This window comes from Salisaeta longa DSM 21114 (genome assembly GCF_000419585.1).
Classification (GTDB): Bacteria; Bacteroidota; Rhodothermia; order Rhodothermales; family Salinibacteraceae; genus Salisaeta; species Salisaeta longa.
Genome location: NZ_ATTH01000001.1, coordinates 943,690 through 964,146 on the forward strand (window position 1 = coordinate 943,690; position 20,457 = coordinate 964,146).

The window sequence follows — 20,457 nt, forward strand, 5'->3', positions numbered from 1 at the left end:
GCCGGCTGATTGCAGCGCGTGCGACCCTGCACGCTTGCCCCCGTGGGAGGGCATGCGGCACAACCGACCGTGCCGTTCCGCTTTCTTTCCCCATAGCTTGCAATACGCCATGCACATTTCTACGACACGCTGGACCATCGACCGGGCCTACTACCCCAAGGCCTCCGGCACCTATCGCCTCAGCAGCCACGCCATCACCCGCATGTACGAGCGCCAGGTACGAACCGATCAGGTGGTGCGCGCACTGCGCTACGGCCGCGTGCTGCACACCCGCGGCGCTGTTCACTTCGTATTGGGGCGGAAGGAGGTGCAGCGCTTTGCCGCGGTGCCTGCCACCGATAACGGCGTGCAGGTGGTGGTGGCGGCCTTAGAGGATGGCACGGTGCTCACCTGCTATCGCAACCCCGACCAGTTGCCCCGCTGCTGAAGTCCGCCGCCGGTACGCGGCCAACCGCTTACGTGTGCGTCAGATGCTTGAAGGGCCAGCGCCCCGCCGTGGGCCGCGCCAGGTCAACCGCAAAGGGCGGGGGCGCGCCCGGCCAATCGTAGCGATGCGTCGCCCCGGTGATGCCTTCAATGGCAAACATGCGTTCGGCGATGGGCGCCGCGTGCAGGCGGTTCCGCAGGTCGCTAAGGGCCTGGCTCACATCGGTCGTGTCGTGCCAGGGCGCCAGCGGCTCGTAGCGCCCGCACTGCTCGGCGAGGGCCCTGCGCTGGGCCGCGATGGTCGACCGGTTCTCTGCCGCATAGAACGCGGGCGCCGGTACGGGACCGGCGTGCTGGGCGTGCAGTTCGGCAAATACGCCCAGGGTGGCGGCATGCTTGGGGGTGAGCGGGCAGCGGGCCAGCACCTCGCCCGACGCATCCTTAAAGACAAGCACCGGCGCTTCGCGGTCGCGTATCTTCAGTTCCACCGCGTCTACGTCGCTGCGCCTGAGGGCTTGCGGCTGCAACGCATCGCGCAGGGCCTCGAAGTGGTTGTCGTCTGCTTCATCGGCCACGTCCAACACGTCGTCGCCCAACGTGCCCCGCAGCCGCGGAAACGGAATTTCCACCAAGTGAAGGGCCGCAACCTGCCGTGCGTATTCGGGCGTGCCGGGCACCGGATAGAAAAAGTCGCGCGAACGCTCCAGCGTCGTATCGGCCATGAGGATATGCGTGAGCCGGTCTTCCGTGCGGCCGTAGACGCTGAAGGCCGTCATGAGATGCGCACTCATGGTCTTGCGGCCACCGGCAATGGATCCAATCAGCGGCAACGCGTCGTCGCCCGTGAGGGCGCGCACGCGCTCGTAGCACAAGTTGGCGAAGCGCGTATCGTCGCCCCGGTCCAGCACATCTTGCAGCGGCTGCTCGTCAACGGTGGGCACATGAATCTGCAGCGGCACCGCGTTTGGTAGCCCCAACACCTCCGTGCAGAAGGGCGTCCACCGGTCGGCGGCGTCCTCGAAGGGCTGCGACGTGAGTGGGTTGCGCATGTCTTCCCCCAACAGCAGCGCGCGCACGAAGGCTTCCCCCTTGCCTGTCGTTATGACGTGCACGGTCGCTGGCACGCGCGTGACGTCGCGGTTGCGCTCGTAGATGGCAAAGACGGTTTCGGTGAGGACGGCCGGCGAAAAGCCGACGGCGATGAGCATGACGTAGGGCTGCGGGGTGGCCATAGGCTGCTGCGGGACGGGTGGGAATGTGAGAGGCGTATATGCTTACAAAATAGCGCGTGGAACGCCGGAGATCAAGCCGCGCCCTTGCGAATCTCTGCGGCATGGGCAGCCATACCAGAACCGCTGGATGCCCCATCGCCCGCGTGCTGCGATCGCCCGCAACGCATCGTGTGCAGATCTGCGCCGGGGCGGTTTGTTCTTCACTCGTTCTCTTCGTCTATTCGATTCGTCTGCATGTCTGCCTCCGATGCTTCCCCCTCGTTTCTGTCACGCCTGCGGTCGTTTGCCCCGCCACGCACGGCAACGCTGCGGCTCACCTATCGGGCCGAGGGGACGATTCGCCTCAAGAGTCCGCCCGCGAGCGTGTGGCGCGGGCAGCTGGGGGAGTTTTTGCACCGCATTGCGCCCACGCACCACCACGACAACAACCTGTCGCTGTATCGTCGCCTCTTTCGTACGCCGCGGGCTGCGGTGGATCTGCCGAAGGGGTACGACGAGCGGATGCTGGGGCGCTTGGGCCTGGCGGGCGACCACGTGCCGCATCCGTTTGTGATGCGCATGGCCTCGGCGCCCGTGCCGGGCCAACCGCTGCAGGTGGCGCCCGGCGATGCAGTGGGCATCGAACTGACGCTCATGGAGGCGGCGCTTGAGACGGTGCCGGCGCTGTGCGCGGCCTTCGAGTCGCTCGCCACCAACGGCATCGGGTCGCGGACCGAGCAGCCCGGCGGCAGCCGGCGGCGCGGCCGAGCGGTATTAACCGCGGCGGTGCTCGATACCGGCGGGACGACCACGACGCTGTATGACGGCTCATCGTGGACGCTGCCGCCGTCGTGCTCCACCGACCTCCTGCCCGATGTGGTGATGCCGCAACCGTGCCCAGACGCCGATGCCCCGGTAACGCTGGCCCTCTGGACGCCGCTCCGCCTCACGCATCGCCGCCGCGTGGTGGGGCCGGGCGACGTGTCGGTGCCGGCGCTGGGGGCGGCGTTTTTTCGTCGCCTCGTGGGGCTGGCGGTGTGCTACAGCCCCATGCCCCCTAGCCCCCAGCAGGCGACGACGCTCCTGGACGCGTTCTTTGCCCTGGGCGATGCCACAACGGTAACCACCGATGTGCGCTGGGCCGAGGATTCGCGCTACAGCGCCCGGCAGGGCACGCGCCACCCCACCGGCGGGCTCGTTGGGTCGATTCGCTTGGAGGGAACGCCGGATGTAAACCGGAGCTGGCGCTTGTTGGCTGAGGCGGTGGCCCCGCTGCACCTGGGCACCCAAACGGCGCTGGGGCTTGGCTCTGTGGAGCCGGTGCCTGCGGGCGCTCCCGCCGATGCATGAGCCAGCCATCGCACCGGATCGATCGCGCAAGTGCTCAAGCGGGTACAGAGCCGCTTATGGACGAAACAGGTTCCGTGCCGCCTTGCCAACTGCATACGTGCTGCCGCCGTCGAACCCGCCGCCCACAATCCCGCCGATGAGGGGCACGCCTTTGCCGAGGTTCACCACGCCGGTCTTGCCAAACTTGGTAACCAGCCGAAAGCCCACCGCCTTGTTGATCTTAGTCAGCGTAGCGCCCGCGATGCGTTTTACGCCTGCCACGTAGAGCTTCTTGCCCGCGACAACACCCGCCCTCTTCAACAGATCGGCCGTGCTCTTGCCTGTGAGGCAGGCAAACGCGAGCGTTTGCACGCGGTCGTCCTGCAGATCATGTCCCGAGAGGTCGGCAATGGCTGCCACCATCCGAAGCTGGATATAGAGAACGCTCGTCAGGTTGGCCGGAACGGCTACAGGAAGCGTCGCAATGCCGCCCAGGTTGGTCACGAAGCCCGCAGTGGCCGCCTTGCCGGTCTGCCAGCGCACGAGCTTGCGGGCTGCCGCATCGGCGGAACCCGCCTGTGTGCGGTAGCTACTGGCGAGGTCGGGGGCGGTTGCCAGACCAATGGACGCCGCGCCACCGTTCACAGCGTAGTCGTAGAGGCGATCGAGGGTCGTCAGGATAGCCTTTTGGGTAAGGGTAGAATCTGCCATGATCTTTTCAGTCACTGTATATCCGAAGGGTTGAGGCCGAGGCATGAGCCATGATCCACCGCCCATGCACAAGCAGCGACGTATAACCCGCCATACCGCCCCCGTTGGAGACGCATAGATTCAGGAAGGAGGTGCTGAATTCAGTGCAGCGTTTCCGAACCGATGCTGCAGCGGCCTTGCCGACCCTCCGGTTGCAAAGAGGGCCGTCCTGGTGGTGCATACAAAGACCTGCCAGGTCTTCAAAACCTGACAGGTCTGGTGTGTCCTGCGCTGCCCGTCTCACGGGCGCACCGCCGCTCGCCTGGTTACCGCACCACCGTCACCCGCTGGCTGCGCATGGTCTCGCCCACCTGAAGCCGCAGGAAGTACACGCCGCTGGCCCAGCCGGAGGCGTCGAGGATCAGCTCCTCGCGTCCAGGGGCCTGCGTTTCATCCACGAGGGTGCCCACGTGCTGCCCCAGCACGTTGTAGACCGTCAGCCGCACCGGTTGCGCTGAGCCGCCGGGCACAACGTAGCGCACGGTGGCCTGCTGCCGCGTGGGGTTGGGAAACGGCGCGGCAAGCTGGACCTCGCTTCCGGGGCCACGGCGGACGACCACCTCCGGCGAAAAGGCCGCGCTGCCGTCGGTGTCGATCTGCTTGAGGCGGTAGACGAGCACGTCGGCAAAGGGCGGGGCCGCATCGCGGAAGCGGTAGCTCTGCGGGGCCGACGTGGTGCCTGCGCCCTCGATGAACGTGAGCGTTTCCCACGCGCTACTCGAGCGCCGCTGCACCTCGAAGCCCGCGTTGCTTTGCTCGGAGGCGGTGTGCCAGGTCAGCGCAACGGCTTCCCCGCTGGCCCGGGCGTCGAACGCCGACAGTTCCACCGGGAGCGGATTGGTACTACTTGCAAACACGAACTCGCTGAATCCATCCACGGTGGCAACAAGTTCGGTGGTGCTGCCCGTCGTCTCGACGGAGGTGGGAAGTTCAGTAAACGTGCCGGTACCGACGTTCGCGCGCGAGTAGACGGTCACGCCGTTTGGATCGGTGATGCCGCCGAAGGCGCTTACGTCGAAGCGCACCTCGGTGCCAGAGCCGACAGTGAGGCCCGCATCGGCGGCAATCACCACCCGGTAGGGGCTGATATTGGCCTCGGTGATGTCGTCGGCGTTTTGCGGCGCGTCGCTGAAGCGCCCCGCAATCACGCGCCCCGATCCGCTTACGCCATCGAAGGCAATACGTACACCGGTGGTGCCGAGGAGGACGGTGCCGTTGGACGAGACATCGGCCACGCCTGAACCGGAAAGTGGTCCGCTAAAGATTGAAGCGGGAAACGCATTATCAGGACAGTCTGCCGCTTTCCCGGCATCGCTGATGGCCCAGCCCTTCTCATTGGCGAGGTGATCGCGAAACGGCCCGGCATTGCAGTACTGAAGGCCATCGGCGCCGAAGGAAAGGTCTGCATTCACATCCCGCCCGGCCCACCCGATCAGCAGCGCGTCGTAGTTTTTCGTGGAAAGGCCGGCGTTCTCAGCGAACATGCCGCTCATATACCTCACGCTGGAGACGTCCCACCCGCCGATGTCCTGGTCGAACGAGGTGGCTCCAAAGAACAGCGCCCCCATATCCGTCACGCTGGAGACGTCCCACCCGCCGATGTCCTGGTTGAACGCGTCGGCTCCATAGAACATGTAGCTCATATCGGTGATGCCACTGGTGCAGGTCGTGGCGGCATTGTCGGTGGTGATTTCGTAGGCGCGGCGTTTGGTGTAGACGGTGCCGTTTACCTCGCCGGTGTCGCCCACGTCTGCTGCGTCGCACGTTACCGTTACCCCGTTAGAGGCGAGTTTGAAGTCGGGGTTGCTCTGCGCAGTGGCAGGTATGGGAAGCAGCAGGCCGACGAGTAACAGGCCCACAAGCAGCAGGGCCGCGGCGAGGGGCACGTGCCAACCGGAGCGGGCACAGGAACGAAGGCGTCGCGCGAGACGGTTCGGCGCGAAACGATGCAACGTGAAACGATGCGGCATGGGCAAAAGCACAGGAACGTGAGACAAGCGCGATGACAGCCCTACGCAGGAGCACAGCAGACGGCCGGGGGCCGCTCCGAAGAGGGGCAGGCCTTGCGGAGGCATGAGCATACGATAACAGCCGCAACGGCGATTTGCAAGGACGAGAAAATCAGCCACGCCCTGGAGGGCGCGTTGCTTCAGTTGTAGCGATGTGGTACAGGGCTACGGCGTGGGTGACGTGAACGAGATTCCTCTTTCATTGCGATGCATCGCTCTGGACTGACGTGCCCATGTGCTTGTTGAAACTGGCGTCGTGCCAAGCATGACGGATGAGGTAGCATCGCTCTCGGTGATGTTCAGTCGGTACGTTGATAGAATACCCCAATTGACGAGGCCGTGCACAAACGCCACCAGGCCGCGAATGACCTTCTTGCAAACGACCGTGTCGCACTGTCTAGAGAAAAACGGGGCATCGTTCTCGCTTGGCGCGACCCCTGGACGCACCAGAAAGGCGGTGTAGGGCTGCGTCTTGACGATGTCGGTGCGCACGCGAACCGCGAAAACGTCATGGAAGCCGGGGAGGCCAAACGGCGCCAAATTCACCTTGACGAGGTACCGACGTTGGTAGGCCGTAGTACCGGAGGCCCGGTAGCGCTGGAGGGCCGCGTGCTCGTGCGCTGCGAGGGTCTGCACAAAGGGATCCTGCGCCAACAGATCACTTCGGATGTCGCGGATCAAGCCAAGTCCTGGTCCCCCCGAGAGCGCGCCCCAGACCATTCCGAAAAACGGAACCGTGTTGATGAGAAGGATGCTTACAAGAACGAATCCACCAACCAAACCGAGGACCCATCGGGCGCGAGGCGTAAGAGAGGGCATAATATGCTAAGTGTCGACGTACTAGAGCGTGTAGTTATTCAGCACAGCGTCTCAGGCGGGATGCGGGGGCCGAAGGTCATATCTATGATGGGGCCGAAGGTCATGCCACTGGTACGATCTCCGTGTACAGGCAGAAACGCTTTGTTGCGGAGATTGCACCTACGGCATGACCTAACGGCCCCCACGCTCACTGCGTTCGCTCGCAATGACAACAGTGGTTGATGAAAAACGGAGCGTTGATGGTTCAGATGGCTATTCGGGGTGGTCTGGCCATCTGCACGCACAACGTGTCAAAGCAACAAAAAGCAATGTGTCATCGCGAGGAACGACCGGAGGGAGTGACGTGGGGGCCGAAGGTCATATCTATGATGGGGCCGAAGGTCATGCCTGTGGTGAGATCTCCATGTACAGGCAAAAGCGCTTTGTTGCGGAGATTGCCCGGCTGCGGAGATTGCCCCCACGGGATGACCTAAAGGCCCCCACCGCTGGTTCGCTTCGGCTGGCTATACGTACAGGTGCGTAGAGCGCTCGACGGAAGGACCGGCCCGGCCGGGGACGCCTCTGCAATGCCTCCCCGGCAGCACCTAGTCAAACGGGTCTTCCAGATCGCCAAGCACCGCCTCAAAGGCGTCCGTTACCGTTGCAAACCCAACCCACGCACCATTGCGTGAGACGAAAGCAGCTTCCTGCTTGGCCTCTTGCAGCCGGTCGACAAAAGCACTGATCGACAGATCCTCTGCCACAATTACCGGTTCGGCAACGAGGGCATCGATCGAGGCCGTACCCTCGCGGAGAGCCTCCAGGTGGCGAAAGAGCCCCGGCGCGTACAGTATTCCGAACGGCTCATCGTTTTCCACCACCGGGTACCGCACAAACTCATGCGTAGCCAGGGTATCAAGCAGTCCCCCGGGGGCCGCGTTTGCGTCAACCGCGACAACCGCATCACGCGCAATCATGATATCGCCGACTTGCCGCTCTCCAATCTCAAGCGCATTCATCACTTCGCGGCGGCGCTCCTCGCTCAGGGCGCCCTGCCCAAGCATCTCGGCAACCTTGCGTTTCATATCGTGTCGTGACTCGATCTCATCGTCTTCGCCGCCGTCCTCCGTCCACGAACGGGTGACGTCCACGCCGAGGAGTCCGAGCGTGCGCTTGGCAAGCCCATCGCCCAAGTAGATGAACGGATAGGTGACCTTCGTCCACCAGTACAAAATCGGCGCAAGCACGCGTGCAACGTCAAGAGGCCGCTCAACGCCCAGATACGTCGGGGCCTGCTCCCCCCAAATCTTATGGGCCAGATTGATAAACACAACGGCCAATACAACCGACACCGTGGCAACGTAAGGCGCCGGCACGCCAACCCGTGCGAAGACCGGCTGCAGCAGAAAGGTGAGAGCCGGCTCAGCGACAACACCTAGCAGGATGCTGCTTACCGAGATTCCCAACTGGCACCCGGTCAGATAGATTTCGAGGCGATTGGTCATCTCCCAGGCGCGCGCTAGGCCGCCATGGTCTTCGATATCCGCTTCGGAGAACTGCCGCAGACGGGTCAGGGCAAACTCCACCGACACAAAAAAGGCGTTGGCCAGCATCAGGCCAAGACCGGCGGTTAGGCGGGCGATGATGTCCAACACGCTCATATAAATCGTTGCTTTCTGGAGGAGGGAACCGAGGGACTGCAGCAGGCTGAACGAGCCGGGGCGCGCGGACAAACGGTTTATATCGGTTGGAGCGCCCAACGTTCGATCTGCAGTTGCCTGAGCGTATGATATGAGGCCCGGACAGGGGTGTGCCGGCGAGCGCCGGGCGTGCCCCGTCCCGCCTACTTGCCAACACGAGCTGCCATGATTCGGGGGGCGACCAAGTGTGTATACGCAACTACCCGCCCGGCGCACCGAAAAACCTTACTCCTCCGTGCCATCGCGAAGCCCAAACATGGTAAAGGACGTGAGGGCCGAAGGTCATGCATGCCACTGCCCGAAGATACCGTCTCCATGTACGAAGCCGAACGGCCCGCTGCAAAGGGTACCCCGCGCAGCAGATACGCACGCGACGCCCCCAACCACCAAACGCCTGCCCGCAGCAGCGGACAGGCGTTCGTGTGTACATGTAGGGTGCTGCGCAAAATGTCCGTCAGGCGTCACTACCGGAAGCAATCAATCCTCTTGGAATGGAGGCAAGACTTCCGACGTGGACCCAAGCGACTTGTTTCGCATCGGCGGGGCGTCGTCGCTGCGCGGATACGACGAGGATCGCTTTTCCGGGACGGTTGTCGCGCGGCTGCTATTAGAGCACCGCCTCCAACTCGGACGCCGCTCGTATGCGTTTGCGTTTGGCGATCTGGGCTACGTGCAGCGCCCGGCCATCGAACGTGTCGCGGCATCGAGCGGCTGGCACCCGGGCTTTGGCATCGGCATCCAGTTCGACACGGCGCTGGGCCTGGTGAAGGCCAGCTATGCCCTCAGCACCGACGACGCCACCCCGGCCAACGGACGCGTGCACCTGGGGCTGTCACTGGGGCTGTAACGGCTACTACCTACTGCAGCCCGCGCATGTGCGGCGGCCGTTACCGGAAGCAGAAGCGTGAGAAGAAGCGGGATGGCGCAAGTGAAGGTTCGCATAGCGGTCGGTTGTGGGGGGATGGGTCAGAGAGCGTTATTGCAGCGCCGCGCGGAGAGCGGGCACGGCGTCGGTGCGGATGACGTAGTGGTTCCGGTTGTCGGACGTGTCCGCGGGCGAGCGCAGGCGGGTCGACGTGAGGAAGAACCGCTCGCCGTCGGGCGTCACGTACGGATGCGTGTCGCTGCCGTCCGAGTTGACCGCCGGGCCGAGGTTCACGGGCGCCGACCAGCCGTCGCCTTCCCGCGTCGACAGGTACAGGTCTTCTTTCCCGTAGCCGTCGTCGCGCCCCCACGTGGCAAAGAGTATGAATCGCTTCTCGGGGTCGATGTACGGGTTGTTCTCGCCGCCATCGTTCGGAAAGAGCAGCGGATCGGCATCCACCGTGTCGCGGATCGCGCCGTCGGGGCCCATCTGGCCGCTATAGAAGCCCATGCCTTCGCCGCGGGTGTACGTCCAGTAGTACATCGTCCCGTCGTTGGCCACACCGCCGCGCTTCTCGCTGATGCGTTCGGTCGTCGTCATGCGCGTCACGTCCGTCCAGCCCGAGGCCCGGGACGCGCGGTAGAACTCATCGGCGTTGTTGGGCGCCCCGGCCCGGTCGGACGTGAACAGAACGTACTGCCCATCCGGCGTAATGGAGGGATGACCCTCGTCATGGTCGTCCGTTTCGAACGGGGCGGGCCACGGTGCCGTCCAGCCGGTGTCCGTGCGCGTCGTCATGGCGATGCCGCTCTGCCCGTCGCCGCGGTCGGTAGTGTGGAAGAAGAGCGTGTCGCCGCCGGGCGTGTAGGCGGTGCCGTACACGTTGGCCCCCGTGCGGGAGACGGTGCCCTCGCCGACGATCGTCAGCGAATCGGTGGCCTCGGCCCAGGCGAAGGGCGTGGGCGCCTCATCGGCAGGGGCGCAACCCGTCACCGTGAGGAGGCTCAGCGCGGATGCGACGAGCAGCCGGTGAACGTAGCGAAGCGTAATGGTCATGATTGGGTAGATGGATGGATGATGGGAAAGAGCGACAGATCTATTCGGCGCGCAACACCGTGGCCGGATCGACCCGCGCGGCCTTCAGCGATTGCCATGACACGGCACTCACGGCGAGAGCCAGCGCGCCGAGCCCCACGCCAAGGAAGACGAGCAGCGCGCTACTGCGACGAAGGTGCGGTGCGCGCGGCGCGGACGCCCATGCCGGGGGCGCGGTAGTGGGCGCTGTAGTCGCCCCACTCCCGCGTGGCAAGCCGGAGGCCGCCAGGCCCGTCGCTGCGGGTGCGGCCGCTGCAGGCCGTTGGTCGTAGCTCGGATACGTTATTTCCGCAGACCCTGTGCTGACGCGCGCTTGCTTCATGGCTTTTCATGAATTTGCCATGAAGGCGTTTTGCGCAACCCTATGTAAAAGAACACTTTACGCGTGTGCCGCAGCCCCCCCGCCTTGAGCGGACATTTTAGGTCTGCAATGCGCGTTGAATTCAACGGCTGTGCACTGAATTCAACACCACGCAATTGCCGGGTATATAAGCGGCTGGAGAATGTCAAGCGCGGCGGCCCGCTTTTTCTGTGCGGTGGGCTGGCAGGCGTGAGAGGGTGCCCGGCTGGGGAGATTGCGCTTTCAGCATGACCTAAAGGCCCCCGCGTCGTTCGCATCCGCTCACTCCTCGCAATGACATTGCAGGGTCCGCGAAAAGCCGCGCGTTGATGGTTCAAATGGCTGTTCGGGGTGGTGTGATCAAACTGCACGCCCAACGCACGAAAACAGCAAATTCCTCTCTTGTCATCGCGAGGAACGACCGAAGGGAATGACGCGGGGGCCGAAGGTCATATCTCTGATGGGGCCGGAGGTCATGCCCGTGGTGAGATCTCCATGTACGAAGGCAAACATCTCGTTACGGAAATTGCTCGACTGCGGAGATTGCGCTTTCAAGCATGACCCAAGGGCCCCCGCGTCGCCTCTGGCTCCTCGCAATGACATGAATGGATAGATGAAAGCACGAACGTTGATGGTTCAGATGGTTGTTCGGGTTGGTCTGCCCATCTGCACGCCCAACGCCCCAAAGCAGCAAATTCCTCTCTTGTCATCGCGAGGAACGACCAGAGGGAGTGACGTGGCGATCTCCGTGTACAGGCAGAAACGCCTTGTTGCGGAGATTGCACCTACGGCATGACCTAACGGCCCCCACGCTCACTGCGTTCGCTCGCAATGACAACAGTGGTTGATGAAAAACGGAGCGTCGATGGTTCCGAAGGCTATTCGGGGTGGTGTGCCCATCTGCACGCCCAACGTCCCAAAAAAGCTCAACGCTTCTAATTATCGCGAGGATTGAAGGGCCTTGGTCGTGCCATGGGTCCAAAGTGAACGATGGGGCCGGAGGTCATGGCTGAAGCCCTACTGCTGCCCGACGCGCGACTGGTGATCGGCCCAGTACTGCTCGCGCAGTTCGTACTTTTGCACCTTGCCGGTGGCGGTTTCCGGTAGCTTCTTTACAAAATCCACGCTGGTGGGCGCTTTGAAGTGCGCCAGGTGCTCGCGGCAAAACGCGATGATGTCGTCTTCGGTGGGGTGCATGCCCGCCCGCGGCACAACGACCGCCTTGGGCGTTTCGCCCCACTTTTTGCTGGGCACCGGGATGACGGCCGCCTTCTGCACCGCGGGATGGTCGTACAACACATCTTCGACCTCAATGGACGAGATGTTTTCGCCGCCCGAAATGATGATGTCCTTCTTTCGGTCTTGGATCGCGATCATGCCGTCGCCGTCGATGGTGGCCAGGTCGCCGGTATGAAAGTAGCCCGGCACCAGCGCGTTGAACGCCTCCCGCGTGATGTCGGGTTTGTTGAGGTAACGGTCCATCACCTGATTCCCACGCACCACCACCTCGCCCACGGTTGCACCATCGGCGGGTACGTCTTGGCCCGTGGCGTCCACCACCCGAATATCGGTGCCCAGCGTGGCCGCGCCTTGCTTCACCTTGAGCGTCCGGCCCCGTTCGGCCAGGCGCCGCGGGCTGTTGCTCGTCGTGATGATGGGCGCGGTTTCGGTAAGGCCGTAGATGTGGATCACGCGCCAGCCAAACGTCTCCTCGATGGTTTGCAGCGTGGCTGTCGCAGGCGCGCTACCGGCCGTGGCGATGCGCACCGCGCGGGCTCCTTCCGTCTCCACCGCCTCTTCGGCCGCCTCGTGGTGCTGAATGAGGGCATTAAGCACCGTGGGCGCGCCGCACAAAAACGATACGTCGTGTGCCTGGATGCGACGAAAGACGCCGGCCGCATCGAACGTGCGCTGACAAACGTGCGTGCCGCCCACGCCCGTGATGGCATACGTGTGGCCCCATCCGTTGCAGTGAAACATGGGGAGCGTCCACAAATAGGTGTCGTCGCCGCGAATCTCCATGTGATGTGCCAGCACAAGCGCATGCCAGTGCTCGGTGCGGTGCGTGCGCACAACGCCCTTGGGGTCGCCCGTGGTGCCCGAGGTGTAGTTGATCGACGCATCGTCGTCCTCGCTGATGTTGGGACGCGGATGTGCGGTGGTCGGCTGCCCCTCCAACACGTCTTCGTAGTCTGCCCACGCCCCATCAATCGCATCGGCGCGGTAGCCGATGAAGGTGTTGCAGGGGACCTCCTCGCGCACCGCCTCCACCTTGTCCGCGTAGTCGTAGTCGGCGATGATGGTGTGCGCCGCGCAGTCGTTCAGGATGTAGCGATAATCGCTGGGCGTGAGGCGGTAATTTAGCGGTACGAACACGGCGCCCAGCGTGTTGGTGGCGTACAGGGTCTCGATGAAGTAGTGCGTGTTGGGCGCTAGCAGCGCGACGCGGTCGCCGGGCCCTACGCCGCGGTCGGCCAGCGCATGCGCCAGCTGATTGACGCGCGCGTGCACCGCTTCGTACGTGTACGTGGTGCCGTCGTGGGCAATAATGCCCGGCACATCGGGGTAGAGTTCAACCGCCCGATCGAGAAAGTCGAGCGTCGTCATTTCGATTTTCATGGCACCTGCAGCGCTGGTTGAAGGGGGCACGTGCTTTCCGCCGCCTATAACGAGCGAACGAAAAGCGCTTTCATGGATGATGATACGGTGAAGTATACAACGGACCAATCCTTTCGTCAACCGTGTAGCGGATGGCCCGGTGCAGATCCGGCGATTGCTGCGGGCGTTAGCTCTCGTTGGACAGCACGCGGGCAATGGCCTCGGCAAACGCGTCGTGGCAGGGCTCGGGCCCCGGGCCGTAATTGACATGCGCTCCACTGCGCCACTCGCACAGCATGGTGTCCGGCGGGGCATCGTCGACGGCCATCACGTGTTCTAGCGTGAAGTACCGGCCGGACGTAGCCTGGGGCGCGTCGCCCCACCCTTCATCGGGCACTGCTGGCACACTGGGGGAGGCGCCGCCCGAGGCGCGCGCTTCGGTGTCAGGGGCATCGGCGTCCTCGGGACGACCTTCCACGATCGCCACGAAGTGGGCCTCGGTGGGAAAGCAGGCCGGGGGCATCAGCACGGTGACCGCCCGGCGGCCCGCAATCGTTTGCGGCTGAGCAGGCATGAACGCCGGATGGAAGAACATGGGACGGCGCAGGCCGCACACCTGCTCAACGCGCTGGCAGAGGGATCCGAGGAATGCGAGGGCGTCGTCGAAGTGCGCCAGCCGGTCGATGGTAGCCCCGGGATCGTCGAGCGCTACGTCGCGGAGCACCCGGTGCACAAGGTGATTGTGGTGCGGATACTCCTCGCCGACGGGGATAAAGTTTTCGTTCATGGCAAATCGTTGGTTTGGTGAAAAAGAAGCTTCGATGATTCGGACAGCCATTGGGCTTCGTGTGCCGGGCTGCACAGTTGACGCACCAAGCAGCCATCACTCTACGCGCTGCAGGGTGTAGCGCACCCGGTAGCCGTTCCCGGACTCGACCCAGGACGCCGCCGTCGGGGCACCGCCCGATCCGCCGGAGAAGCGCACCGTCACGTCACTTGCAAACGCGTAGCGGTCGGTGGACAGCTTGTCGAGCGTGTTGTCGCCCATTTGCTGCCCATCCATCGTGACGATGTACGAGCAGTCCGACTCCACCATCAGGCCCACATCCCCGCGCTCCATCCCATATGCCGACGTTCCGCTGTACGTCCCCACGTACACGCCCTCCACGGTAGCGCAGGCGTCAGCGGACGACTCGCTGTCTTCGGTCAGGTGGCCAATAATTGCAAGAACGACCAAAAGCGCCAAGATGGTGGCACAGCCATTGGTAAAGCACCCGTTCTTCTGACAACCGTCCGGGAGCGACTCGTCGTCGGTTGGCTCGTCGGTCGGTGCGTCATCGGGAGGCAGCGATTCATCAGGGGAGGAGGCGTTGGGCGTGGAGGCATCGGGGGCGGTCGACATACGCATGCGGGGGTTGGTGCAAGCAATTGCTCGAAGTACACCCGGAGGATACGCCTCCCCCGACGCCCACCAGACACCAAACGTCCGATGCACGACGCCCGCTCGGTCTTCACGCTGACACGATCGTGTGTGCTGATGGGGCACGCTGGCCGCGCAGGTGCGCACCTACCCAAAGAATCACCTGAACCATCAGCGGCTCGCCTCCCGCTGACGTCTCCAGCGGCGCTCAATCCATCCGTTCCAGGATTTCTTCGAGGTACGAGCGGAGCGCGCGCGGCGCGCCGTCTTCCACCTGCTCAGCCTCATACGCGTCCGGAATGCCCTCCATGCGGCGGTTCAGCGGCGGATCCGTGATCAAGATGGCCAATGCCTCCAGCGTGTCGTTCACCGTCTCGGGCGCAAGATGCCGCTTCCCCGGGGCCCGCAAGTTTGCGTAGGTCTTGTTCACCGTCGACAGCGTAAACCACGAAAAGGAATCCCATCGGTCCGTCAGCCGATCCGTCAGGTGATCGCGAATCCGCTTGCCCAGATCCGTGCCAAAGGCCTTCCCCACGTACACCGTTTGGAAGTTGTCGTGCAAGACGTAAATGCCTTTGCCTTCCCAAAAGTCGATCGTGTAGGTTTCGCCGTCAATGCGGACCTCCCCGGGCAGCGATCCTTTATTCGAGCGGCCAACGCTTCCCCAGTCCACAATTTCTGGGTTCCAAAATGTACCGTACGCGCGGATGAGCATAGATCGATAGCTGTTAGGTGTGCAATGAATGAAACGGCCCTCATAGGATGTCCCACAGGGCCTAATTAGAAGATAATCAACGAACGGGCGAGATGACACCAGACGTACTGGGTCCGGTGGGCCCGCAAGCGCTGCTATGTTGGATGGTGCGTACGCTATCTATCCACCCCCCGCACCGCTATGGGATTTATAAGCCGCAACCTGTACGAATTTAGCGACCCCTACCTGAAAGAACTCTCGCGCCGCGCCGGGGCGTGCTGGGATCACGAACCGTGGATGCTTGGCTACACCCATTCAGGAACCTACGGGCGCATTCCACTGGCGCACGCCATTGTTGGCACAGTGATCGTGCTGCCCTTCAACTGCGACCGCGACCCGCTGTATCGCTTGACCTTATACAATCGTACAGGAGGCTCTATAGAAGACCCCTGCGCGGAAGACCAGTGGTGCGTGTCGAGAGCCCTACGGCCTATAACACCGAAAGTGTCGTTGGAGCACGCATGTGCACAGATGCTAGCGCTCTATCAGCTGTTCAAGACCTCCGCCTGGCTGCCGGATGTCGATCAGCCCATTCCGTCTCCCTACCCGCGTACCCTCTTATGCGATGACTTCTCTTTTGTCATCCGCGAGCGGCACGTTGCGCCCTTTCATCGCCGGTGGGCGGTGGAAGTGCGTCGGGCGGGCGCGCTCATCTACCTGCGCCACATGCACCGTTGGCGCCGGGCGGTTCGGCAGCAGTGGGTCTTTTTGCGGCGCCTTCAACTGCACCGATACGTCGATCTCTATGCTGATATCGAGGTTGAGGGAGCCCTGCTGGAGGACGAAGATGACGAGGTCGAACGATTCGACGACGTTGGAAAGCCGCGGCTCGCGGACGACTGGTTCCGGCAGCTTAACAAAGACGGCTCGCCTTACATGCCCAATCACCTACCGGAGCGCACCCGCTTTGTGGAACGCTGCTTCAGGATTCTGAACTGATCGGCGAGGCGCATCGCAGGGCCGGGTCACGACGCGTCGCTGTAGGCCGCATGCATGGCTGCTGCCTCGGACTTCAGGCGCGCGGCGAGGGCCGCGGGGGCTTCTACCGTTATGCCAGGGCCCCACGACCGGATAAAGGCCGCAATGTCGTCGAGGCTCGACACCTCAAACGTCACCGTGGCCGGTTCCTCCGTGGTGTCCTGCGCAATCTGTTGCGACGGGTGGTACTGCTTGCGGTGGAAGTACGGCGCCTTGTCGGCGGCCACCGTAAGCTCCACCCGGTGCGTGCCTTCGCCCTTCAGCGCGTGAAAGCGGTCCGCGAAATGCGTCTCGGGATCGAAGTCGCGGGGCGGCATGAACGATGCCCCGGTAGGCGCGGCCGCCCGAATGCCCGCCAGCGCAAAGTCGCGAACGGCCTGGTGCTTGTGGCAGTACGCCGTCACCATCCAGGTTTGGCCCTGCTCGGCAACGACCAGCGGATCGATGCGACGGCCTTCCGATAGGGTGCGCGACGACGCCGAGTAGTAGTCGATGGCCAGCGTATTGCGCTCGTTGGCCGCCTGCACCACCGTTGCCCAAATGTCCGGATCGAACGTGCTGGCATTGCTCGAATCGAAGTGCCACAGATCGTTCTGAAACTCCGGCTCGAAGCTGTACACCGGCCCGGCGGCCTCCACCAGCTGCTCGATGGCATGCTGCAAGTCGGCAAGAAACGGCGTATTTCGGAGCGAGGGCCGCGCGGCGTACGCGGCGATGATGAGGGCTTGCAGCTCGCGCTCCTGAAGGTCCACCTTCGTCGTCATGCTGCGGGCCGACGAGGCGTACGAAAAGTATTTGCTACGGCCCTCGCGGCGCTCCTTCACGGTATAGCCCATGTCGTCGAGTGTGCTCAGCAGCCGGCGCGCGTGGCGGCGTGACACCTCAAGGCGTTCGGAAATATCATCGAGCGTAAATTCGTGACCGGCGTTGAGCCAGTTGTGGAGCTGGTCGATGCTTCGCTCAGCTAATGGCATGGTACATAGGATGGAGTGATGATACAATGGTTGGTTGATCCGTCGCCAATCTACACACGCCCTGCATACAAGCAGACACGCAACGACCGGGTTGTGTTACGCGCGGCGGCGGCTGTGACGACGGCGGGCGCGCGGGGCATCGGCAGCCAGCACGTCCGGCACGTTGTCGGCGCCCTGCACCTTTTCCTCTACCACGCCCTCATCCGGATCCCACCGGTCGTACACGTACCAGCCACCGCCGTTGTAACGCAGGTTGCCCACCCGAACGCTCTCCACCGCCGCGCCCGTACAGGCGCGCAGCCAGGCCCGCATCACCGCCCCGGCCGAGCAGTCGAGCGTGAGCAGGTACGTTGCCTGCTTGGGCGTGAGGGATTCGTGAGCGTGCCGGATGGCTTCGAGCGCCTCGTTGGTGGGGCCATGGGTGGAAAGCGCCGAGCAGATGGTGGCCCAACGCGGCGCATCGGCGGCATCGTAGCATGTCGCGGCCGCATCCCATGCCGCCGCCCGTCGGTACGCGTCGCCCGCGAGGTGCCACGCCTCGGCGTTTTCATAGCAGCGCCCCGCCGCGTCCCACTGCCTCACGTTCTCGTAGTCGGTGGCGGCCTCGTGCCAGGCCCCGGCTTTCTCGAACTGCCGAGCCGCCGCGAGCCACTTGCTATCGGCCCGGTAGCACGCGGCCGCCGCCCGCCAGTCCTCCACCGTCTGATAGCACTCCGCCGCCCGCGCCCACTGTCCGGCATCGGCGTAGCACTGGGCCGCGTCCTCGTAGGCACCCGCCTGCTGGCACAGGCGCGCCGCCCGGATGTGGTTGCCCTGGGCCCGATAATACGCGGCCGCCGCGGCGAAGCGCCCTTCGTCTTCGTCGAGGGCCGCCTGCAGCCGGTCGGCCGCCGCCGTGCGTCCGGCGCGCCGCAGCAAGGCAATCCGTAGCGGACGATCGGCCGCCCCGCCGCCGTGCTCCAGCACAAACGCCGCCTGCTTGGGCGAGAGCGTCTCGGCCTGCGCGGGCGTCATCGCTACCGACGCATCGCGGGAGGCCTCCTCGCTCGGCTGGTGCTGACTCGCAAACCACGTGCAGATGGTCGCCCAGTCGTCGCGGCCGCCCTTGCGGTACGCCTCGGCCGCCTGCGCCCACTGGTTCCGGTCGCGGTAGTAGCGGGCGCGCTCCAGCCACTCCTCGCCGGTCGGGTCGCCCGCCCACGGGGGCCGGAAGTCGGCCAGCGTGCTCGTGGTGGGCGCCACCGCGTCGGTGTCCCACAGCGAGTGTACGGGGTCCGGATCGACCACCGCCGTAACGCTCCTTCGCGCGCGCGTCGCGGCGACGTAGTGCAGGCGCAAGATGTGCCGGTTCGTCTGCCGGATGGACTCCCGGTCGGCCGGTGCGGCGCCCGCTTGATCCTGCAGCTGATCGTCCATCCGATACATCACCACGTGGTCGGCCTCCAGGCCTTTCGCCTCGGCCACCGACCACACAAACGGATGCCCCAGCCGCTCACGCAGCCGCGCCGCCCGCAATTCGGTGTCCGTAAGGATCAAGACGTTGGGGCGTTCTTCCGACAGGGCCTTGTCTACCGCTTCGCTCGGGGCCGTGCGCACCGGCGGCGGACCCTGCGCGCGGGCTTGCTCGGGATCGAGCGCGACCACTTCGCCGCCCTGCGCCTTCAGCAGCTCGGCCAGCGCCTGCGGAAGACGAAGCGTGGGCGCGGTGGCGCGGTACGACCGATGCAGCGTGTACGGCTCCGGCACCGGCCACCCGCGCTCGTGAAAGATGGCACGGGGCATGCGCCAGCCAAAGCCCGATCCGCCCAGCGTCTGTGTGGGGTCGCCCGCCAGCAGCAACCGGTCGCGATAGCCTTCTTGAAGCGTAGCCAGCGCCACCCGCAACTGCTTCTCGGTTAAGTCTTGCACCTCGTCGAGCACAAGCCCCCGATAGCGCCGCTGCGCGGTGCCGTCCAACAACCGGCACAGCACATGCGTCGCCGCATCCTGGTCGTCCCACTGCTCGCGGTCCGCTAGATCCTGTTGATACTTATTGGCCAGGTCGTACACCTCATCGCGCCGCGCCTTTGGCACCGCGGCCCAGCCCTCAGGCATCGACCGATACACCTCGCGCGGCAGCAGCGGCGACACGTCCGATGCGCGGGCCGGCGTGTCTTGCAGCGGCAACATTCCCTTGATAACAGCCCGAATGTCTTGCGCAAAAAGCTGCTTTTCGGTGCTACTCAGTGGAAAGTGCGAGAGGAAAAACCGAAGCCGATTCGGATGGGCCATGCGACGCTGCAGCTGGTCATCGGACCACCCGAGGCTCTCAGCCACCAGCGCCTGGTAGGTGCTAAAGTCAACCGGACGTGCATCGGCCGGTCGTTCGGGGAGGGCCTCGTACAGCTCCTGCGCATGCACCACAAGCCGCGGGTTGTGCGTCACAAACGCGAGCGGCGCGTCGGGATTTTCTTCTTGAAGCACCAACAGCCGGTACAGCGCGAGCGTCGTTTTGCCGCTCCCCGCCGGCCCGTTCAAAAATGTGGGCAGCGGCTGATGCAGCAGGTGCACCTGCTCATCCGAGAGAATCAGCTCGGCGGGAATCTCATTCGCATCGGCCCACTCCTCAAAAATGGCGGGGCTCTCCAGGTACCAGGGGAGATTTTCGGGGGGCGCGGTGAGTGTCGGGTCGTACTCATCCGAGAGGGCGCCTAGCGCGTTCCAGCGCTCCGCGGCCGAAAAATCGCGCTCGATGGCCTCCAGGTCGGCCGCAGGATTGTCGGGCAGCGTGTCCGTCCATGTGCAGGCATCCACCTCGTCAGCCAGGATCCACTGCATGGCCTCGGGCACGTCAAACGCCTTGCGGCGCAGCTCCCGCGGCACGTCGTCGTGATCCATCACCACCGTCCAGCAGTGAGCGGTTAGCGTGGGCTCCTCCGAGCGGCGGTCGGCATGGCGTCCGTAGGTAAATAGCAAGCGCCCGGCGTCGCTCACGCGGGCCTCCCACACGGCCACCTCCGGCCGCGACTGCAGCTTCTTCACCCGCAGCCCGCTATCGAACTGATCATGATGAATTTTCTTGAGCGCTTGCACCACCTTCTGCCGCTGCTGCTCGGGGAGCGACGGCAAAAGGTGCACAAGATGACTGGAAAGCGCAACCTGAGGCATGAGGGGCGGCACTTCGAGAGTGGGAGAACGGAAAGAAACGCCGGTACAACATACGCAGCGCGC

At 64.1% G+C, this 20,457-nt stretch carries 17 protein-coding genes; 4 read left to right on the top strand and 13 right to left on the bottom strand.

Features of this window, described 5'->3' with window-relative positions; all coding sequences use genetic code 11:
- Positions 1-109 precede the first annotated feature (109 nt).
- Positions 110-427 (top strand): DUF4258 domain-containing protein, encoded by a 318-nt coding sequence (locus SALLO_RS0103965; RefSeq protein ID WP_022835023.1) that lies wholly within the window; start codon positions 110-112, stop codon positions 425-427.
- Positions 428-455: 28 nt separating this feature from the next.
- Here SALLO_RS0103965 and csm6 read toward each other — a convergent pair whose 3' ends face one another.
- A complete protein-coding gene (csm6, locus tag SALLO_RS17635) occupies positions 456-1,658 on the bottom strand; it encodes a CRISPR-associated ring nuclease Csm6 (protein ID WP_022835024.1) in 1,203 nt (400 codons plus the stop codon).
- Between the two features lie 234 nt (positions 1,659-1,892).
- Here csm6 and SALLO_RS0103975 point away from each other — a divergent pair, with 234 nt between their 5' ends.
- A complete protein-coding gene (locus tag SALLO_RS0103975; protein ID WP_022835025.1) occupies positions 1,893-2,987 on the top strand; it encodes a hypothetical protein in 1,095 nt (364 codons plus the stop codon).
- A gap of 54 nt (positions 2,988-3,041) precedes the next feature.
- On the opposite strand, the gene SALLO_RS0103980 is transcribed toward SALLO_RS0103975, so the two are convergent.
- The 4 genes from SALLO_RS0103980 to SALLO_RS0103995 form a co-directional block, all read right to left on the bottom strand.
- Positions 3,042-3,677 carry an EcsC family protein gene (locus tag SALLO_RS0103980; RefSeq protein ID WP_022835026.1) on the bottom strand — a complete coding sequence of 212 codons (636 nt, stop codon included), beginning with the start codon at positions 3,675-3,677 and terminating at the stop codon, positions 3,042-3,044.
- Positions 3,678-3,982: 305 nt separating this feature from the next.
- On the bottom strand, positions 3,983-5,602 hold the full coding sequence (locus SALLO_RS0103985; RefSeq protein ID WP_022835027.1) for a BspA family leucine-rich repeat surface protein: 1,620 nt from the start codon (positions 5,600-5,602) through the stop codon (positions 3,983-3,985).
- Positions 5,603-5,890: 288 nt separating this feature from the next.
- Positions 5,891-6,544 carry a hypothetical protein gene (locus SALLO_RS0103990; protein ID WP_022835028.1) on the bottom strand — a complete coding sequence of 218 codons (654 nt, stop codon included), beginning with the start codon at positions 6,542-6,544 and terminating at the stop codon, positions 5,891-5,893.
- A gap of 584 nt (positions 6,545-7,128) precedes the next feature.
- Positions 7,129-8,184 carry a CNNM domain-containing protein gene (locus SALLO_RS0103995; RefSeq protein WP_022835029.1) on the bottom strand — a complete coding sequence of 352 codons (1,056 nt, stop codon included), beginning with the start codon at positions 8,182-8,184 and terminating at the stop codon, positions 7,129-7,131.
- A 295-nt stretch (positions 8,185-8,479) separates the two neighbouring features.
- Between SALLO_RS0103995 and SALLO_RS18385 the strand changes: the two genes are divergently transcribed.
- A complete protein-coding gene (locus tag SALLO_RS18385) occupies positions 8,480-9,070 on the top strand; it encodes a BamA/TamA family outer membrane protein (RefSeq protein WP_157621223.1) in 591 nt (196 codons plus the stop codon).
- 129 nt (positions 9,071-9,199) lie between these two features.
- Here the strand turns inward: SALLO_RS18385 and SALLO_RS0104005 are convergent, their stop codons facing one another.
- The 6 genes from SALLO_RS0104005 to SALLO_RS0104030 all read right to left on the bottom strand — a co-directional run bounded on the left by SALLO_RS0104005 (position 9,200) and on the right by SALLO_RS0104030 (position 15,256).
- Positions 9,200-10,144 (bottom strand): TolB-like translocation protein, encoded by a 945-nt coding sequence (locus tag SALLO_RS0104005; RefSeq protein ID WP_022835031.1) that lies wholly within the window; start codon positions 10,142-10,144, stop codon positions 9,200-9,202.
- Between the two features lie 40 nt (positions 10,145-10,184).
- A complete protein-coding gene (locus tag SALLO_RS18390; RefSeq protein ID WP_157621226.1) occupies positions 10,185-10,505 on the bottom strand; it encodes a hypothetical protein in 321 nt (106 codons plus the stop codon).
- 1,035 nt (positions 10,506-11,540) lie between these two features.
- Positions 11,541-13,142, bottom strand: a complete 1,602-nt coding sequence (locus SALLO_RS0104015; protein ID WP_022835033.1) for a long-chain-fatty-acid--CoA ligase — start codon at positions 13,140-13,142, stop codon at positions 11,541-11,543.
- A 166-nt stretch (positions 13,143-13,308) separates the two neighbouring features.
- Positions 13,309-13,908: a hypothetical protein gene (locus SALLO_RS0104020; RefSeq protein ID WP_022835034.1), complete on the bottom strand. Its 600-nt coding sequence runs from the start codon at positions 13,906-13,908 to the stop codon at positions 13,309-13,311.
- Positions 13,909-14,004: 96 nt separating this feature from the next.
- Entirely contained in the window at positions 14,005-14,523 is a 519-nt protein-coding gene (locus SALLO_RS0104025; RefSeq protein ID WP_022835035.1) for a hypothetical protein, read from the bottom strand.
- Between the two features lie 226 nt (positions 14,524-14,749).
- Positions 14,750-15,256 carry a GIY-YIG nuclease family protein gene (locus SALLO_RS0104030; protein ID WP_022835036.1) on the bottom strand — a complete coding sequence of 169 codons (507 nt, stop codon included), beginning with the start codon at positions 15,254-15,256 and terminating at the stop codon, positions 14,750-14,752.
- A gap of 180 nt (positions 15,257-15,436) precedes the next feature.
- Between SALLO_RS0104030 and SALLO_RS18395 the strand changes: the two genes are divergently transcribed.
- Positions 15,437-16,234 carry a hypothetical protein gene (locus tag SALLO_RS18395; protein WP_157621229.1) on the top strand — a complete coding sequence of 266 codons (798 nt, stop codon included), beginning with the start codon at positions 15,437-15,439 and terminating at the stop codon, positions 16,232-16,234.
- A 26-nt stretch (positions 16,235-16,260) separates the two neighbouring features.
- Here the strand turns inward: SALLO_RS18395 and SALLO_RS0104040 are convergent, their stop codons facing one another.
- Together SALLO_RS0104040 and SALLO_RS0104045 are read right to left on the bottom strand one after the other, a co-directional pair.
- A complete protein-coding gene (locus SALLO_RS0104040) occupies positions 16,261-17,247 on the bottom strand; it encodes a helix-turn-helix transcriptional regulator (RefSeq protein ID WP_022835038.1) in 987 nt (328 codons plus the stop codon).
- Positions 17,248-17,343: 96 nt separating this feature from the next.
- Positions 17,344-20,394 (bottom strand): AAA family ATPase, encoded by a 3,051-nt coding sequence (locus SALLO_RS0104045; RefSeq protein ID WP_169577881.1) that lies wholly within the window; start codon positions 20,392-20,394, stop codon positions 17,344-17,346.
- Between the last annotated feature and the right edge of the window lie 63 nt (positions 20,395-20,457).

Excerpts from the sequence above, each read along its gene's own strand:
- SALLO_RS0104020 (WP_022835034.1), bottom strand. The coding sequence starts at position 13,908 with ATGAACGAAAACTTTATCCCCGTCGGCGAGGAGTATCCGCACCACAAT.
- SALLO_RS0103965 (WP_022835023.1), top strand. The coding sequence starts at position 110 with ATGCACATTTCTACGACACGCTGGACCATCGACCGGGCCTACTACCCC.
- SALLO_RS0104015 (WP_022835033.1), bottom strand. The coding sequence starts at position 13,142 with ATGAAAATCGAAATGACGACGCTCGACTTTCTCGATCGGGCGGTTGAA.
- SALLO_RS0104045 (WP_169577881.1), bottom strand. The coding sequence starts at position 20,394 with ATGCCTCAGGTTGCGCTTTCCAGTCATCTTGTGCACCTTTTGCCGTCG.
- SALLO_RS0104040 (WP_022835038.1), bottom strand. The coding sequence starts at position 17,247 with ATGCCATTAGCTGAGCGAAGCATCGACCAGCTCCACAACTGGCTCAAC.
- SALLO_RS0104030 (WP_022835036.1), bottom strand. The coding sequence starts at position 15,256 with ATGCTCATCCGCGCGTACGGTACATTTTGGAACCCAGAAATTGTGGAC.
- SALLO_RS0103990 (WP_022835028.1), bottom strand. The coding sequence starts at position 6,544 with ATGCCCTCTCTTACGCCTCGCGCCCGATGGGTCCTCGGTTTGGTTGGT.
- SALLO_RS0103975 (WP_022835025.1), top strand. The coding sequence starts at position 1,893 with ATGTCTGCCTCCGATGCTTCCCCCTCGTTTCTGTCACGCCTGCGGTCG.
- SALLO_RS0104025 (WP_022835035.1), bottom strand. The coding sequence starts at position 14,523 with ATGTCGACCGCCCCCGATGCCTCCACGCCCAACGCCTCCTCCCCTGAT.
- SALLO_RS18395 (WP_157621229.1), top strand. The coding sequence starts at position 15,437 with ATGGGATTTATAAGCCGCAACCTGTACGAATTTAGCGACCCCTACCTG.
- SALLO_RS0103995 (WP_022835029.1), bottom strand. The coding sequence starts at position 8,184 with ATGAGCGTGTTGGACATCATCGCCCGCCTAACCGCCGGTCTTGGCCTG.
- SALLO_RS0104005 (WP_022835031.1), bottom strand. The coding sequence starts at position 10,144 with ATGACCATTACGCTTCGCTACGTTCACCGGCTGCTCGTCGCATCCGCG.
- SALLO_RS18385 (WP_157621223.1), top strand. The coding sequence starts at position 8,480 with ATGGTAAAGGACGTGAGGGCCGAAGGTCATGCATGCCACTGCCCGAAG.
- SALLO_RS0103980 (WP_022835026.1), bottom strand. The coding sequence starts at position 3,677 with ATGGCAGATTCTACCCTTACCCAAAAGGCTATCCTGACGACCCTCGAT.
- csm6 (WP_022835024.1), bottom strand. The coding sequence starts at position 1,658 with ATGGCCACCCCGCAGCCCTACGTCATGCTCATCGCCGTCGGCTTTTCG.
- SALLO_RS18390 (WP_157621226.1), bottom strand. The coding sequence starts at position 10,505 with ATGAAGCAAGCGCGCGTCAGCACAGGGTCTGCGGAAATAACGTATCCG.